9 protein-coding genes are annotated in these 16279 nt (G+C 66.6%); 2 read left to right on the plus strand and 7 right to left on the minus strand.

Translation table 11 applies throughout. The features are described 5' to 3' along the window. Positions 1-58 precede the first annotated feature (58 nt). From NX774_RS04675 to NX774_RS04695, 5 genes are all read right to left on the minus strand, one after another. Complete coding sequence (locus NX774_RS04675) at positions 59-907, minus strand: FecR family protein (RefSeq protein WP_258820988.1); 849 nt, start codon at positions 905-907, stop codon at positions 59-61. Continuing rightward, positions 873-5207, minus strand: coding sequence for a two-partner secretion domain-containing protein (locus NX774_RS04680; protein ID WP_258820989.1), 4335 nt, complete (start codon positions 5205-5207; stop codon positions 873-875). The genes NX774_RS04675 and NX774_RS04680 overlap by 35 nt, the downstream gene beginning before the upstream one ends. Positions 5208-5218: 11 nt before the next feature. Then, on the minus strand, positions 5219-6805 hold the full coding sequence (locus NX774_RS04685; protein WP_258820990.1) for a ShlB/FhaC/HecB family hemolysin secretion/activation protein: 1587 nt from the start codon (positions 6803-6805) through the stop codon (positions 5219-5221). A 225-nt stretch (positions 6806-7030) separates the two neighbouring features. Further along, a complete protein-coding gene (locus tag NX774_RS04690; RefSeq protein ID WP_258820991.1) occupies positions 7031-9301 on the minus strand; it encodes a CHASE2 domain-containing protein in 2271 nt (756 codons plus the stop codon). Positions 9302-9345: 44 nt separating this feature from the next. Then, positions 9346-10965, minus strand: a complete 1620-nt coding sequence (locus NX774_RS04695; protein ID WP_258820992.1) for an HD family phosphohydrolase — start codon at positions 10963-10965, stop codon at positions 9346-9348. A 211-nt stretch (positions 10966-11176) separates the two neighbouring features. On the opposite strand from NX774_RS04695, the gene NX774_RS04700 reads away from it, so the two are divergent. Together NX774_RS04700 and NX774_RS04705 are read left to right on the plus strand one after the other, a co-directional pair. Next, positions 11177-12064 carry an MBL fold metallo-hydrolase gene (locus NX774_RS04700; protein WP_258820993.1) on the plus strand — a complete coding sequence of 296 codons (888 nt, stop codon included), beginning with the start codon at positions 11177-11179 and terminating at the stop codon, positions 12062-12064. Further along, entirely contained in the window at positions 12065-14422 is a 2358-nt protein-coding gene (locus NX774_RS04705) for a GspE/PulE family protein (RefSeq protein ID WP_258820994.1), read from the plus strand. A gap of 207 nt (positions 14423-14629) precedes the next feature. On the opposite strand, the gene NX774_RS04710 is transcribed toward NX774_RS04705, so the two are convergent. Together NX774_RS04710 and NX774_RS04715 are read right to left on the minus strand one after the other, a co-directional pair. Then, positions 14630-15640, minus strand: coding sequence for an inorganic phosphate transporter (locus NX774_RS04710; protein ID WP_258820995.1), 1011 nt, complete (start codon positions 15638-15640; stop codon positions 14630-14632). 12 nt (positions 15641-15652) lie between these two features. Further along, complete coding sequence (locus NX774_RS04715; RefSeq protein ID WP_258820996.1) at positions 15653-16279, minus strand: DUF47 domain-containing protein; 627 nt, start codon at positions 16277-16279, stop codon at positions 15653-15655.

Genomic DNA, 16279 nt, shown 5'->3' on the forward strand with positions numbered 1-16279 from the left:
GAAAGAAGACCTGTGCGCCGCAAGGCCCACAGGTCTTTTTTCGTTCAGCCGAACCGGCTCAGCGCACGATGCAATCGACCGCCTGCGAGGGGCCGGGCCCGCTGGACGCCGCTGGCCCGCCGCTGCCCGCGTTGAACGACGGCGGCGGCACAAACTGGATGCCCGGGTTCGACGGCACGATCACCGGCGGCTGGTTCACGCTCGGCACAAAGCCAAACTGGCCGGCCTGGAAGCCCTGCGAGCCGCCGTTGTTGGTCACCACGATCGCACCATCGGTCACCTGCAGGTGCAGGCCGGGCGGCAGCACCGGCGGTGCCGCCGGGCCAGGGCCGGCGCCGGTCCCGGGAGGTTGCGCCACCGGTCCTGCCTGTCCCTGGGTGTCCGGCACGCCGCCAATCGGCGAGGGCGGCATCCCCGGCAGGCCAGGCGCCTGGCTGCTCGCCGGCGGCACGTAATGCGCAATGAAGGTGGTGCCGCGAATGCCGATGGTCGCACTCGGCGTCTTGAGCGCGAACTTTTCCTTGTTGCGCTTGCCCAGCAGGCCGGTGACCGAGCGCAGGCCGCCCTTGACCAGGTCGAACGAGGCACTGTCGCCGTCCGGCTTGGCGGCGTCATACGCGAACTTCTCGATCTTGAAGGTCGTGTTCGGTCGCAGCGTGATTTCGCCGTTGTCGACGAACTTGATCTGCGCGTAGGTGTTCTTCTCCGACACCAGCGTGTCGCCGTTCTCCACCTCCGATTTCACCGCCAGCACCTTGACGGTGCCGTTCGGCTTCTTCGCCACCAGCGGTCCGGACAAGTGGGCGACCGTGCCCACCACCTGCGCCCAGGCAGTGCTGCCGGCCAGCAGCAGCACCGCGCACAGCAGGGCCTCAATTGCAATAAGTTTTGGTCGCAGGTTTCTCATTCTTTGCTCCATTGTTCTCGCTGCCTGCCGGGCCGCTCTGCTTGTCGGACTGCTTCTCGGACGGCTTGTCCGCGTCGCTGCCGCTGCTGCCACCGCCAGCCGCCGGTGGGGTGGCCGGCGCGCCGGATCCACCGCCGGTGGCCGGCGAGGTTTTGCCCTGGGTGCTGCTGTTAATCAGCGTGACGGTGGTCTGGACCGCGTCCGCCACCGGCGCCTTTTCCTTCTCGGTGCTGCCCGTGGTCGGGTTCGGGTTGAACACGACGCAGCTCGCATCGTTGGGGTGGCTCGCGCAGAAGTCCGGCTTGGGCAGCACGGCCTCGCAGCCTTGCTGGTTCGGGTTGACGGCGCACACCTCGAGCTTGGGCAGGATCACGCCGCAGCCTTGCAGGGTCGGGCTGGCGATACACTGGGTCATGGTCGGCAGCACTGCCGGGCAGCCCGCTACCGTCTTGTCGCTGACGCACTGCGAGATCGTCGGCAGCACGCCCACGCAACGGGGGTCGCCCGGGCTGCCCAGGCAGTAGTCGAAGGTCTTGCCGATCACCGCGCCGCAGCCTTCGCGGGTCTTGTCGGTCTTGCACACGTCCAGCGGCGGCAGGATCGCGTCGCAGCCGGCGCCGTTCGGATTGCCCACGCAAGCGACGAACTTCAGGCGCTCCAGCACGGCAGTGCAGCCGAACACGCTGGCGTCGTTCTTGCAGACGTCCGGCGACGGCAGCACGCTGGCGCAAGCCGGGTCGCCCGGGGTCTTGGCGCAGGCTGCCACCTTGTCGTGCTCTTTCACGACAATGGCGCAGCCGTAGGTGTCCGGCTTGGCCGTGCAGACGTCAAACGTCGGCAGCACCACGCTGCAGCCGGCGCCCTTCGGATTGGCGATGCAGGCATCGATCTGGCCACGCTTGTCGTTCAGCGCCGCGCAGCCCGGGAAGGTCGGGTTGGCCGCGCAGTAGTCGGCCGAGCTGGAGCAGCTGGCGCCAGTCGGATTGGCCACGCACTGCTGCACCTGGTCCTGCTTGATCACGACGTCGCAGCCGGTCGCCGACGGGTTGGCCTTGCATTCGTCGATCTTCGGCATCACGGCGGTGCAGTTGGCGCCGGTCGGGTTGGCCGCGCAGGTCTTGCGCGCGTCTTCGAGCAGCGCGGCGCAGCCGTCCACTGCCGGGTTGGCGACGCACTGGTCCAGCGTCGGCGGCGTCGGGCTGGGGGGCGGCGTGCCCGACGAACCCGACGGCAGGTGCAGCTTGCCCGGCGCGGCCTGGAAGGCGCCCGTGGCGATGGTCGAGGACGTGGCGGCCACGGTGATGTCGCCCGACACCGAGGCGACCAGCGCGCCGTCGTGTACCTCGATCGCGCCGCTGGTGACCTTCAGGTCGATGTTGCCGCTCTTGGTGCTGACCTCGCCACCGATGGTCATGCCGCTTTGCGCGGTCAGGCTGATGTTGCCGCTTTCGGTGTGCACGCGGCCGTCGCCCGGCGAGGACATCATCGCCGTCGCGCTCAAGCTCGGCGAGCTGCTGATCTTCGGTACCGTCATCGTGCCGGTTGCCGCAATCGCGAGCGAACCGCTGTTGTCCGAATCCGAGGCCGAGCTCTGGTAGGCGCCCCAGACGATCAGGTCACCCGTGTTGCGGATGTTGACCGGCTTGCTGCCGGTCTGGTTGTTCGACACGCGCAGCACGCTCACTTCGGTGTTGAGCGACGCGCTGGCGCTGCCCACGCCGTTGGTCGAATACATGTCCAGCTGGCCGGCGCGGATGGTCCCTGCGCCGCCGATGCCGGCCGCCTGCAGCGACACGAAGCTTTCCGGTGCGCTGAGCGTGCGGTCCAGCGTCAGTGCCCCACCGCTGGTGATGCGCAGGCCCGATGTGCTGGCGCTGATGCCGGACATGCCGCCCACATCGCCCACGTGCACGTCGCCCGCGGTGTTGAGCATGAACGGGCCTGCCGTGCTGGCGCCGGCCACCTTGTTGATCGTGTTGGGGGCCATCAGCGCAACGTAGTTGCCCTTGACGACCAGCTGGTCCACGTTCAGGGCCCCGGCTTCGCCCTGGGCGACGGCCAGGTTGGACTTGAGCGACAGCACGCCGCTTGGCATCGTCAACGGCGCCGACAGCGCCAGCGCCGCGCCGCCCGCGTCCAGCGTCAGCTTGCCGAACGTGTGGGAGGAAAGGTCGAGCGCGCTGCTCACGCTCAGGCCCGCAAAAAAGCCCGGCAGGCCGCCGATCGTGAGGTCGGCCGTGTCGATCTGGCCAAGCATGGACTGGTCCAGCCCGAACGTGCCTTCGCCAAGCTGGCCCAGCGTGATCGGGGCGTCGGGGCTGTGCGGCATGGCCTTGACGGTGTTGGCCGTGATCGGCTTGCTGATGCGCAGTCCGTCGCCGGTCAGGTACACGGCGCCGGCGGTGACCGGGCCAGCCATGTCGAGGATGGTGCCGCGGTTGCCGTGCAGGGTCGCGAGGAAGTTGCTGGATGAGCCCAGGCTCACCGGCGCATTCACGGCAATCGGGCCCGAGCTGTCCAGGCTCAGGTGCGCGCTCGTGTTCAGCGCGGAGCTGATGTTCACGCCACCCGTGTTGGCGCTGGTGCCGATGTTCAGCTCATACGCCGAAAAGCGCGCCAGCGCCGCCGCGTCGAGCCACAGCGAGGAGCCATTCGCGGTGCCGGAGCCGACCACGATCTGGCGCGACGGCGTGTGGCTGGCGAAGCTGATGACCGGGTCGCGGCCGCTGATGCCGCCGATGTTGCCCGCCAGGGTCATCTGGTCGGCGATCAGGTCCACGTAGTTCTGGCTGCTGATCTTCGCCGCGCTGTTCAGGTTGATGCCGTTCCCGGCCGCGAACAGCACGCTGCCGTTGGCCGACACGTTGGCGTTCACGTTGATGTTGTGGTTGGCGTAGCCGGTGACGTCGGCGCTGCCCGAGAGCGCGTCCGTGATCGTCAGGTCGTTCTGCGCCTGCAGCATGATGTTGGTGCCGGTGCCCTGCAGGACCGACGGCGCGATTTTTGCCACGCCGCTGGCCGGGCCGGAACCGAACGTGGCCACGTCGGCCGGAGTGGCCGTGGCGCCCGCGCTCACCACTTCGATGTCGTACGGGTCGAGCAGCCAGCTGCCCGACTTGCCCTTGGCCGCGCCGGCGTTCACGGCCAGTCCATTCACGTCCAGGCTGTGGCCCGAGGTCTCGACCTTGCCGCCGTCGCCACCAAGCGCGCCGCCGCGCGCGGATATGCTGCCGTAGGCGCCGGTCGCGTCATTCGACCACAGCACCACCTGCCCGCCGTTTCCCTGGCTGGTGGCGTCGGCCTTGATGCGCGCGTCCTTGCCCATCCAGGTCTGGCTGGCGTCGGAAAGCAGCACATCCTTGCCCTGCCAGCCGCCGCCCACCATCACGTTGCCGCCGCCCTGCGCGCCGCTGGCGTCCACCTGCGCATTGCCGGTCAGGCCCACGCGCGCGCCCAGCAGGTGCACGTCGCCGCCCTTGCCGGCGCCGGTGGCGCTGGTCACGCTGCCCTGCTCGAGCAGGGTGTCGCGGCTGGCCTTGAGCACGATCTTGCCGTTCTCGCCGACCACCGCGCTGTTGGCGCTGACCAGGCCGCGCTGGTTGACCAGCGCGCCATAGATGCCGACACGGCCGCCCTGCGCCACCACCTGGCCCAGGTTGATGGCCTGGTCGTCGGGCGCCGAGACCACCACGTGCAGGTCGGGGTCGCGCGAATCGACCAGCTGTACGCTGTGGCCGGCGGCCAGCACAACATCGCCCTGGGGCGACGTGATGATGCCGCTGTTGGTCACGTTCGGCGCCACCAGGAACACCTGCCCGCCGGATGGCGTGGTGATCGCGCCTTCGTTGCGCACCTCGCCAGCGGTCGGGCCGGCGCTGAAGTTCTTCTTCCCGGCCAAAAAGTCGGCGTTCGACAGGTTCAGGGTCGTCGCCACCAGGCCGTTCACGTCCACGCGCGCGTCGCGCCCGAACAGGATGCCGTTGGGGTTGATCAGGAAGACCTTGCCGTTCGATTGCAGGGCGCCCAGGATGCGGCTCGGGTCCTGCCCGACGATGCGGTTGAGGACCGCGCTGTCCGCGCCCTGCTGGATGAAGCGGGTGATCTCGCCCGGATTGATCGAGAAGCTCTGCCAGTTGATGATGGTGCCGGGCGTGTTCGTGATCGAGAACACGTTGCCCTGCTGGCTGAACGTCGCCTGGCCGGCCACCACCTGCTGGCCGGTCGGGGCAGCCACGGCGGCGCCAAAGCACGCCGCAAGCAGCAGCGGCACCAGCCGGCGTTTGATAGTTGTCGTCGTCATCTCTCTACCCTTCAGTAGGCCAGGCCTACGCGGACATGAAGCTTGTTCTTGCTGGTGCCGGTCAACGCGCCTTCCTTGAGCACGTGGCCGTAATCGAGCTGGATGCTGGCCGAGCTGCCGACCGCAAAGCGCAGGCCCACGCCGGTGCTGGCGATGGCGGTGCTGGTCAGTTCGCCCGGCAGGGTGTGGTTGCGCTTGCCGTAGGCGGTGTCGTAGAACGCCAGCAGGCGGCACTGCCAGTTCGCCTTACCGCACAGGTTGGGGGTGTACAGCTCGTAGTTCAGCAGCACGCCGCTGTCGGTGGCCAGGTCGCGCTCGTTAAAACCGCGCACCGAGGTGCTGCCGCCGGCGCCGAACTGCTCGCCCGGCACCAGCGCGTCGGCCGTGTACTGGCCGTTGGCGAGCATGCGCGCCTGCCAGTCGCCGGCCAGCGCCATCGAGAACGCGCCAGAAAAGCGCAGCAGGTTGAATGCCGCCTTGGCGCCGCTGCGCGCACGCTCGAAGTCGGCGGCGCTGCCGCGCGAACCGCCGGCGATGTTGTGCGCCGCCGAGATCGAGAAGTTGGCTTCGGCGCCGGGCAGCGGCAGCGTACCCATGTAGGCCACGGAGAGCGGGTGCACGGTGACGTTGTTGCCGAAGTCCTGGCCGTACAGCAGCACGCTGTTACGGTACGCCTTGTAGTCCAGCCCGTAGACCAGGCGCGACTCGTAGTCGCCGCGGCGCGCCAGGATCTGGTTGTAGCGCGCGCCGTACACCGCGCCCTTGCCGCTCACCGCCAGGTTGAACAGGCCGGCGCTCACGGTGCCCGAGTCCACGTTCGAATAGCTGCCGAACAGGTCCACCGAATCGCCCAGCGCATACAGCGGGATGTGGTAGCCGACGCCCCACACCGCCACCTGGTCCGGATGCTCGACCGTGGTGGTGTACTGCAGGCTGGCCACGTGGTCCAGGCCAAACAGGTTGGCGTGCTGGAGCACCACGCCGGCGTGGGTCTTGCCGGTAGCGGCGGTGCCGGTGTTGTCCAGGTTGGCCATTACCTTCCAGGGCCGTTCGTCCTGCACCTCGACCCTGGCGTCCACCTCGTCGTCGGCCTCGCCGCCGGACAGGCCCAGGCTGATCTTCTTGGCCGGGTTTTCGTTGGCCAGCTTCAGGTTGGCCGACACCTGCTTCAGGTTCGGCGTCTGGCCCGGCTGCAGCGTGGGCAGGCTGCGCCGGATGTTCTGCTCCGAGAACGCCTTGTTGCCGCTGACCTGTACCTTGCCGATCTTCGTCTGCACCACCTGCAGGCGCACCACGCCGCCGTTCAGTTCCTGCTCCGGCAGCTGGACCGTGACCACGTTGTAGCCGCGCTCGTGGTACAGCTCCTCGAGCGCCTCGAGCGCGCGCTGGACGTCGCCGAAGTCGCGGTTGCGGCCGGCAAACGGCGCGACCACGCGTTCCACGTCGGCCGGCGCAAGCAGCGTGTTGCCGCTGACGTCGAAACGGCTGATTTCGAAACGGATCACGTCTCCGGGTTCGGCCGTCTCGCCGGCCCAGGCGGCGCTCACGGCCGCAGCCAGCACCGAGCCCGCAAGCAGGCGTGCAAAGCGTTGTTTCATAGTTTTGGCTCTACGTTCTCTTTATTGTTGGTATCTCTTCAGGCCGCACGCTGGCTGGGCGCGGGGATAGAAAAATTGAAACGGATACGGCGACAAGTCTAAACACCTTTACGTTTCCCGTCAGAAAATTCTGGGGCAAAAAAGGCACTTCCCCCACTGGAAGGGGGATTCATCGCGGGCAAATGTTGCTCGGGTGACACACCGGTTGGCGCGGGCGCGTCGGCGCTATTTGGTTTCGAACGTGGTCACGCCATCCCAGCCGTCGCCCGGCGGATTGGCCCGGTAATGGGCGATGCGCGACAGGTACAGCTGGTACAGAGCGCGCTGCGGATGGGCGAGCGCCAGCGCGCGGATGCGGGACTCGGCCTCGTCCCAGCGCTGGGCGCGCACCAGCGCCAGCGCCGCGTCCCAGGCGGCGATTTCGTCCAGCTCGGCCTGGCCCACCTCGCCCGCCTTGCCGACCGGCTCGAAGATGGCGACCGGCTCGTTCTTGCCCTTGACCCGCACCAGGTCCAGCTCGCGGTACACGTATTCGGGGGCGGCGTGGCGGGTTGCCTCGCCCACGCAGATGCCCACCCCGTACACCTTGGTGATGCCCTCCAGGCGCGAGCCCAGGTTCACCGCGTCGCCCATCACCGTGTAGGCGCGGCGGATCGCGGAACCCATGTCGCCCACGTGCATCAGGCCGCTGTTCAGGCCGATGCCGATCTTCAGCTCCGGCCAGCCGCGCTTGAGGAAGTCCTCGTTCAGGCGTTTGGCCGATGCCTGCATCAGGAGCGAGGTGGCCACCGCCCGGCTGGCGTGGTCGGGGAAGGCGACCGGCGCGCCCCAGAATGCCATCACTGCGTCGCCGATGTACTTGTCCAGCGTGCCCTGGTGGCTGGCGCGGATATCCTCGGACATCGCGGTCAGGTACAGGTTGATGTACTCGCGCAGCTGCTTGGGCGTGAGCCCTTCGGAGATGGTGGTAAAGCCGCGCACGTCCACGAACATGACGGTCAGTTCGCGGCTTTCGCCGTCCATGTTGTAGGCCTCGGGGTTTTCGGCCATCTGCGCGACCAGCTCGGGCGCCACGTATTCGCCAAAGCGCGATACCAGTGCCCGCCCCTTGCGATGTTCGGCAAAGTAGCCCCAGACCAGGTTCATCACGAACAGCAGCGCGACCAGGAGCAGGCAGGCGACCACGTTCAGGACCGCGTCATGCTGGCTGTACATGTAGTAGTTAAAGCCAATCGATCCGGCGAACACCAGCGCCGCCAGCAACAGCTGGTAGAGCGGGGTCAGCACCGCGAGCACCAGCGCCAGCAGCGCGCCCACCGCCAGGATCTGTACGAACTCGTAGCTCGCGCCATCGGCCGGGTAGGACTTGAAGCGCCCGTCGAGGATCGCCTTGATGACGTTGGCATGGATCTCCACGCCCGGGTACTCCTTGTTCACCGGGGTCGCGCGCAGGTCGACCAGGCCAGGCGCGGTGGTCCCGACCAGTACGATCGCATTCTTGAGCACGCCCGGGTCGGCCTTGCCGGACAGGACATCGGCCGCGGAGACATAACGGAACCGGCCACCGGCGCGTCCGCCAGGTCCGCTGAACTGGACGATGGTGGTCAAGCCAACGCCAACCGGAATCTCCCGCGCCCCGTCCGCCGTGAACATGAGCAGTCCGTCGAGCGCCCCGCTTTCCCGCTGGCCCTTCGTCAGCGTGTGCGCGGCCTCGGGCAGCACTGGCGTAATGCCCCCCTCCTCGACCTTGAGGTAGGCCGCGACCGTGGCCAGCGCCAGCGACGAGTAGTACCCATCCCGGATCTTCTGGACCAGCGAATAGTTGCGCACCACGCCGTCTGCGTCCGGCTCCACGGTAAAGCTGCCCGCGCCCATCGCCGCGTTCTGCAGTCGTTCGATATTGGCCTCGTAGCCGTCGGTGTTGTAGGCCCACACCTCGCGCCCGTTCAGCGCCTCTTCTGTGAAGATTGGCTTGGGCAGCACGCCCTTGGCCTGCCCGGTCGAGAGGTTGTAGCCGAGGATCACCGGTTGTCCCTCGAGCGCCTTGGCAAACAAGCCGTCGTAGTCAAGGGCGTTCTTGAGCTCTCCCAGCTTGGTGCGCAACACCGGCACGTCCTTCAGGTCGCGCTCGGCCAGCTTTTCCAGCACCGAGTAACCGGAGCTGTTGTCCGGCTCCGGGAACGATACGTCGAAACCAACCGCGCCGACATGGTAGTGGCGCGTGAGCTGCCCGACCAGTCTGGCGAGCACGTTGCGGCTCCAGGGAAAGCGCCCGACCTCGGTCAGGCTTTTGCTGTCGATGTCGACGATGACCACGCGCGGGTCGAGCCTTGGCTCCTCCAGCCGCATCCGCAGGTCCGACCACATCGTGTCCTGCCGCTCGATCACGTGGCTGGACCAGAACCCGAGGGGATAAAGCGCCGCGAACACGGTCAGCGCCAGGCCCGCGGCCCAGCGTGTCCAGTACTTCGACAGCAGTCTTTTCAGCCGATTCATCTGCTACGTCGCCCCTGCGCGAAGCCTTCCGGCCACGACCAACTTCACGGCCGGTACCCCGGGATCAGGCTTTCGTCGATCTCGTCCACCTGGTGCGGCTCCATGTTCTGGCGCGCGAATTCAAGGTACACCTTGCGCCGGATGAAAATGTCGAACAGGTCCGGGTCGATGTGGCCGTTCAGGGCAAAATTGCCCATGATGCGCAGCGATTCCGACAGCAGCTTGCCCTTCTTGTAGGGCCGGTCCTTGGCGGTCAGCGCTTCGAAAATGTCGGCAATGGCCATCACGCGCGCCTGCACCGACATCTGCTCGGCCTTCAGCCCGCGCGGGTAGCCCTTGCCATCCATGCGCTCGTGGTGGCCGCCGGCGTACTCGGGCACGTTCTTCAGGTGCTTGGGCCAGGGCAGCGATTCGAGCATGCGGATCGTGACCACGATGTGGTTGTTGATGATCTTGCGCTCTTCCTCGGTCAGGGTGCCAAAGCGCACGGTCAGGTTGGCCACCTCGTCGCCGTCGAGCAGGTCGCGCTCGATGCCGTCCGGCCCCACCCAGCGCCGGGCCGCAATCTCGCGCACGCGCTCCTGGTCGGCTGGCGACATGCCCTCCCCGCCCACGTTCGCGCGGCGCAAAAAGTCGCGGTCCTCGCGAATGCTGGCCTGCTCCTGCGCCAGCGCCAGGTCGATCGCGACGATGTCCGCGCCCGGCTCGCACTTGCGGCGCAGCGCGCGGATCTCGGCGTCGCGCAGCAGTACCTCAAAGCGCGTATCGACCAGGTGGATGCGGTCGAAGATCGTCTCCAGCTTGGTCGCCTTGTCCACCACGTGCACCGGCGTGACCAGCTTGCCGCAATCGTGCAGCAGGCCCGCCAGCCACAGCTCCTTGCGGTCGGCGTCGCTCATGCGGAACTGCGCGAGCGGCCCGTCGCCGGTCTGGTGCGCGGCCTCGGCCAGCATCATGGTCAGCTCGGGAACGAACTGGCAGTGGCGCCCGGTGTACGGGCTCTTTTCATCGATGCAGATGTTGATCAGGTTGACCAGCGATTCGAACAGCTGTTCGAGCTGGTTGATGAGCTGCTGGTTGGTCAGCGCCACCGCGGCCTGCGCCGCCAGGGCCTCGATGAAGCGCTGGTCGGTGCTGGAAAACGGGCGTATCGCGCCGGTCTGCGGGTCCTTGGCGTTAATCAGCTGAAGCACCCCGACCAGCTCGCCCTCGTGATTCGCCATCGGCACCGTCAGGAACGACTTGGAGTGGTAGCCGAAGGTCTTGTCGAACGCGCGCATGCCCGAGAAGTTGAACAGGTCGGTCTCGTACACGTCCTCGATGTTCACCGACTGGCGCGTGTTGGCGGCGTAGGCAGCCACCGAGGCCAGGTTCGGCGCGCCGTTGGCGTCGGCCAGCGGCACCGGGGCGATGTCGATCGGGTTTCCGCTGGCGCCGCCCTGGTAGATCTCCAGGCTGTCGTTGATCGAGATGTGGAAGCACAGGCTCTTGCCGTCCTCGCTCGGGCGGTACAAGGTGCCGCCGTCGGCGTCGGTCATGCCCTTGGCCACCTGCAGGATGCGGTCAAGCAGTTCGCCGGTGTCGGCGCCATTGCCCAGCGAGACCGACAGCTCGGTAAGCAGGTGCAGGCGCTGCGCGACCTGGGCGGGAGTCAGCTCTTGCATGGTGTCGGGCTGGCCAAAAATCGTTGCTTTGTTGTAATTTCTCAAGTGTAACGGCGATGCGCCCGCGTGTACACTGTTCGATAAAAAAATGCAATTTTTGGAGCTATATGGACACAAACCCGCTATCATCGCCCGTGCTGGACGCGGCGGGCACGGCCGCGCGTAAGCCTCTGAATATAAAAAAACTTATCCAAGCCCGGGGGGATGACTGATGAAATTCCGCTTCTGGGGGGTGCGCGGTTCGATCCCGTCCCCCGGTCCGCGCACCGCTCGCTACGGCGGCAATACGACCTGCATCGAAGTAGGCACCGACGACGGCACCCTGATCATCCTCGACGGCGGCACGGGCCTGTTCGGGCTGGGCCAGCACTTGCTGAGCCGGCTGCCGGTCAAGGCCAACATCTTCATCACCCACAGCCACTGGGACCACATCCACGGCCTGCCCTTCTTTACCCCGCTGTTCGTCAAGGGCAGCCGGGTGCGCCTGTACGGCGCGCACGACGACGTGACCGGCAACGGCATCGAGCACGTGATGGGCGTACAGCTCCAGAACAGCTACTTCCCGGTCAGCGAAACCCAGCTCGACGCCACGCTCGAATACCGCACCATCGCCTGCGGCGAAGCGGTCACGGTGGGCGACGCAGTGGTGGACAACGTGCTGATGAACCACCCGGTCACCAACCTGGGCTACCGCATCAGCTGCAACGGCAAGTCGCTGTTCTTCACCGGCGACCACGAGCCGTTCTTCATCAACCCGCACGCACCAGGCGATGCGCGCCACGACGAATTCGAGCACCACGCGCAAGCGCGCCAGCAGGCCATCGACGCGGCCATGGCCGGCGTGGACGCGCTGATCGTGGACTGCTCGTACACGGCCGAAGAGTATCCGGCGCACGAAGGCTGGGGCCACGGCACCTTCGACGCGGCGCTGCAGATGGCCGCGCGGGTGGGCGCCAAGGCGCTGTACTGCACCCATCACGAGCCCACCCGCAGCGACGACGAACTGGAAGCGGCCTTCGCCACCGCCCTCGCGCGCCACAAGCTGCCCGCGGGCCTGAAGGTCGTGCTGGCCTACGAAGGACTGGAGGTAGAGCTGTAAATGAACGCACCCGTCACCACCATGCCACAAGGCGGGGACACCGACCAGCGGCTGGCCTTCCTGCGCAAGCTGCAGGCGGTCACCACGCGCATCCACGCCACCGGCAACCTGGACGAGATCATGCTCGACCTGGGCCGCGACTTCTGCGACCTGTTCAGCTGCGACAGGTTCACCCTGTACGCGGTCACGCCCGAACGCGACCACATCGTCTCCAAGGTCAAGACCGGCCTGTCGTCGTTCCGCGACCTGCGCCTGCCGATTTCGAGCAGCTCGATCGCCGGCTGGGTCGCGCAGTCGCGCCAGACCATCAACATCGTGGACGTGTACGACGAGGCGGAACTGAAACGCATTTCGCCCGAACTGCAGTTCCAGCGCGGCGTGGACCAGCGCACCGGCTACCGTACGCGCGAAATGCTGGTCGCCCCGCTGGTGGCCCAGCCGTCCGGCGAGCTGCTGGGCGTGGTCCAGTTCATCAACCACCTGGGCGGCGGCCCGTTCCCGGCGGTCGCGCTGGAAGGCCTGAAGCAGCTGTGCGATACGCTGTCGGTGGCGCTGAACCAGCGCATGAAGCCGCAGCGCGTGCGCAGCAAGTACGACGCGCTGGTGCTCGAAGCGGTGCTCTCGGCCGCCGAACTGGAACAGGCCACCCGCGCCGCGCGCGACCGCGACCGGGACATCGAAGAGGTGCTGGTCGAGGACTACCACGTCAAGCTCTCGGCGATCGGCCAGTCGCTGTCCAAGTTCTTCATGGTGCCCTACGAGCCGTTCCGGCCCGACCGGGTCAAGCCGGTGGACCTGCTGCGCAACCTGAAGGCGCAATACGTCGAAGAGAACCAGTGGCTGCCGCTGGAGGATGGCAAGGACGGGCTGGTGGTCATGGCGCTGGACCCCGAGCGGGTGGGCGCGAGCCGCATCGTCAGCCAGATCTTCCCGAAATCGAAGATCGTGTTCCGCGTGACCACGCGCGCCGAATTCGACCAGACCGTGGGCCAGTTCTTCGGCGTCGGCGCGGGCGACGGCGGCTCGGTGAGCGAGCTGCTGTCGGGCCTGGAGGACGACGACGAAGGCGGCGACGCCCCGGCCGAGGTGTCGGAAGCAGTCGAGAACGAGCTGGTCAAGCTGCTCAACAAGGTCATCATGGACGCCTACCGCCAGGGCGTATCGGACATCCACATCGAGCCGCTGCCCGGCAAGGGCAAGACCGGCATCCGCTTTCGCAAGGATGGTTCGCTGGTGCCCTACATCGAGATCCCGGCCAGCTACCGCAACGCGCTGGTCGCGCGCATCAAGATCATGTGTGACCTCGACATCTCGGAGCGCCGCAAGCCCCAGGACGGCAAGATCAAGTTCAAGAAGTACGGCCCGCTCGACATCGAGCTGCGGGTGGCGACCATTCCGTCGGCCGGCGGCGTCGAGGACGTGGTGATGCGTATCCTGGCGGCCGGCGAGCCGATCCCGTTAGAAAAGCTGGGCGTGCTGCCGTATAACCTGGAGCGGCTGAAGGCGACCATCGAAAAGCCCTACGGCCTTTTCTTCGTCTGCGGGCCCACCGGCTCGGGCAAGACCACGACGCTGCACTCGATCCTGAATTACCTGAACACGCCCGAGACCAAGATCTGGACCGCGGAAGATCCGGTCGAGATCACGCAAAAGGGCCTGCGCCAGGTGCAGGTCAACCGCAAGGCGGGGCTCGATTTCGCCAGCGTGATGCGCGCCTTCCTGCGTGCCGACCCGGACATCATCATGGTCGGCGAGATGCGCGACAAGGAGACCGTCAGCACCGGCATCGAGGCGTCGCTCACCGGCCACCTGGTGTTCGCGACCCTGCACACCAACAGCGCACCCGAGTCGATCATGCGCCTGCTGGACATGGGCATGGACCCGTTCAACTTTGCCGATGCGCTCTTGGGCATCCTGGCGCAGCGCCTGGCCAAGCGCCTGTGCGGCAGCTGCAAGCAGGCCTACCACCCGAACGAAGAAGAGGTGAACCTGCTGCTGGCCGAGTTTTGCGAAGAGCTCAAGGCCACCGAGGCATTCAAGACCGACCCGCAGGCCGCGCGCGCGCAGGTGCTGGCGGGATGGAAGGAACGCTACGCCGACGGCGAGGGCAAGTTCACCCTGTACCGCGCGGTAGGCTGCCCGGAGTGCAACAAGGGCTACAGGGGCCGCATCGGCCTGCACGAACTGATGATCGGCACCGAGCGCGTCAAGAAGCTGCTGGTCGAGCACAGCCGCGTGGCCGCCCTGCTCGCCGCCGCACTGGAAGACGGCATGCTGACACTGAAGATGGACGGCATCGAGAAGGTGCTGGGCGGGTTCACCGACATCAAGATGGTGAGGCAGGTCTGCATCAAGTAGTGCTGACAGCGGAGCGTAGCCGCTAACCATAAAACCGTCGTCCCGGCGCAGGCCGGGACCCATAGACCGCCAGCGCCGTCGAAACATCGAAGGCCGCAGGCCGGTTGGCTCAGCATGGGTCCCCGCCTCCGCGGGGACGACGTTCGAGCGGTAACAATGAAAAAAGCCGGGCATGCCCGGCTTTTTTTGCATGCGTTCGCGCTGCGCTTACAGCACGTGCTTCCCGACCCACCACGCAATCGCCGCCATGAACGCCGACGCCGGAATGGTGAAGACCCACGCCCACACGATGGTGCCCGCCACGCCCCAGCGCACGGCCGATGCGCGCTGCGCCGAGCCGACGCCGACGATCGCGCCGGTGATGGTGTGGGTGGTGGAAACCGGTGCGCCCATCGCGGTGGCGATGAACAGCGTGGCCGCGCCACCCGCCTCGGCGCAGAAGCCGCCGACGGGTTTGAGCTTGGTGATCTTCTGGCCCATGGTCTTGACGATGCGCCAGCCGCCGAACAGGGTGCCAAGGCTCATCGCCGTGTAGCACGAGACCACGACCCAGATCGGCGGCGCCGACGCCGTCTGCGCGGTGATGCCGGCCGCGATCAGCAGCATCCAGATGATGCCGATGGTCTTTTGCGCATCGTTGCCGCCGTGGCCCAGGCTGTAGGCCGCGGCCGAGAACAGCTGCAGGCGGCGGAACCAGGTATCGACCTTGCGCGGCGGGGTTTTGACGAACACCCACGACACGATCAGCATCACGATCGAGCCGAGCACGAAGCCCATCAGCGGCGAGATCACGATGAATTCGACAGTCTTGAGCAGGCCGTCGCCCTTGAGCGCGCCGGTGCCGCTCTTGGCCACGGCCGCGCCCACCAGGCCGCCGATCAGCGCGTGCGACGACGACGACGGGATGCCGTAGTACCAGGTGATGACGTTCCAGATGATCGCCCCGACCAGCGCCCCGAACACGACGTAATGGTCCACGATGTTGGGATCGACCGTGCCCTTGCCCACCGTGGCCGCCACGTGCAGGCCGACGGTGAAGATCGCGACAAAGTTGAACAGCGCCGACATCGCCACCGCCGTCTGCGGCTTGAGCACGCCCGTGGACACCACCGTCGCGATCGCGTTGGCGGCGTCGTGGAAGCCGTTCATGAAGTCGAAAATAAGCGCAAGGCCGACCAGTAGCATGAGCACGTAAATGCTCAGTTGGATGGTGTGCATAGGTCCTTCCGCTTACGCGTTTTCGACGATGATGCCTTCGATGATGTTGGCAACATCCTCGCAGCGGTCGGTCACGGTTTCCAGGATCTCGTAGATCGCCTTCATCTTGATCAGATTGCGCACGTCCGGCTCGTCGCGGAACAGCTTGGACATGGCCGCGCGCATCACGTGGTCGGCGTCCGACTCCAGGCGGTCGATCTCTTCGCAGATGGCCACGATGCGCGAGGCGTTGTCCATGTTGTGCAGCATGCCCACGGCCGACTGCACCTTCTCGCAGCAGGCCAGGCACAGCTCGGCCAGGCGCTTGGCTTCCGGCGTCACGGCCTGCAGGTCGTACAGCGAAATGGTCTGCGCCGCGTCCTCCATCATGTCCAGGATGTCGTCCATGCGCGTGATCAGCTTGTGGATGTCGTCGCGGTCGATCGGCGTGATGAAGGTCTTGTGCAGCAGCTCGACGGTGGCGTAGGTGATCTTGTCCGCCTGCTTCTCAACGCTCTCCACCGCGTGGGTGCGGTTTTCCAGGTCGTCGAAGTTGGTCATCAGGCCGACCATCTCCTGCGCACCCTTCACGCACAATGCCGCGTGCTGGTTGAACAGGTCAAAGAACTTGCCCTCGGTGGGCATCAGGCGTCCAAACAT

The organism is Massilia agilis, from assembly GCF_024756255.1.
Taxonomy (GTDB): Bacteria; Pseudomonadota; Gammaproteobacteria; order Burkholderiales; family Burkholderiaceae_D; genus Telluria; species Telluria agilis.

Coding starts and splice junctions, on each gene's coding strand:
- NX774_RS04685 (WP_258820990.1), bottom strand. CDS start 6,805: ATGAAACAACGCTTTGCACGCCTGCTTGCGGGCTCGGTGCTGGCTGCG.
- NX774_RS04700 (WP_258820993.1), top strand. CDS start 11,177: ATGAAATTCCGCTTCTGGGGGGTGCGCGGTTCGATCCCGTCCCCCGGT.
- NX774_RS04710 (WP_258820995.1), bottom strand. CDS start 15,640: ATGCACACCATCCAACTGAGCATTTACGTGCTCATGCTACTGGTCGGC.
- NX774_RS04675 (WP_258820988.1), bottom strand. CDS start 907: ATGAGAAACCTGCGACCAAAACTTATTGCAATTGAGGCCCTGCTGTGC.
- NX774_RS04705 (WP_258820994.1), top strand. CDS start 12,065: ATGAACGCACCCGTCACCACCATGCCACAAGGCGGGGACACCGACCAG.
- NX774_RS04690 (WP_258820991.1), bottom strand. CDS start 9,301: ATGAATCGGCTGAAAAGACTGCTGTCGAAGTACTGGACACGCTGGGCC.
- NX774_RS04680 (WP_258820989.1), bottom strand. CDS start 5,207: ATGACGACGACAACTATCAAACGCCGGCTGGTGCCGCTGCTGCTTGCG.
- NX774_RS04695 (WP_258820992.1), bottom strand. CDS start 10,965: ATGCAAGAGCTGACTCCCGCCCAGGTCGCGCAGCGCCTGCACCTGCTT.
- NX774_RS04715 (WP_258820996.1), bottom strand. CDS start 16,279: ATGTTTGGACGCCTGATGCCCACCGAGGGCAAGTTCTTTGACCTGTTC.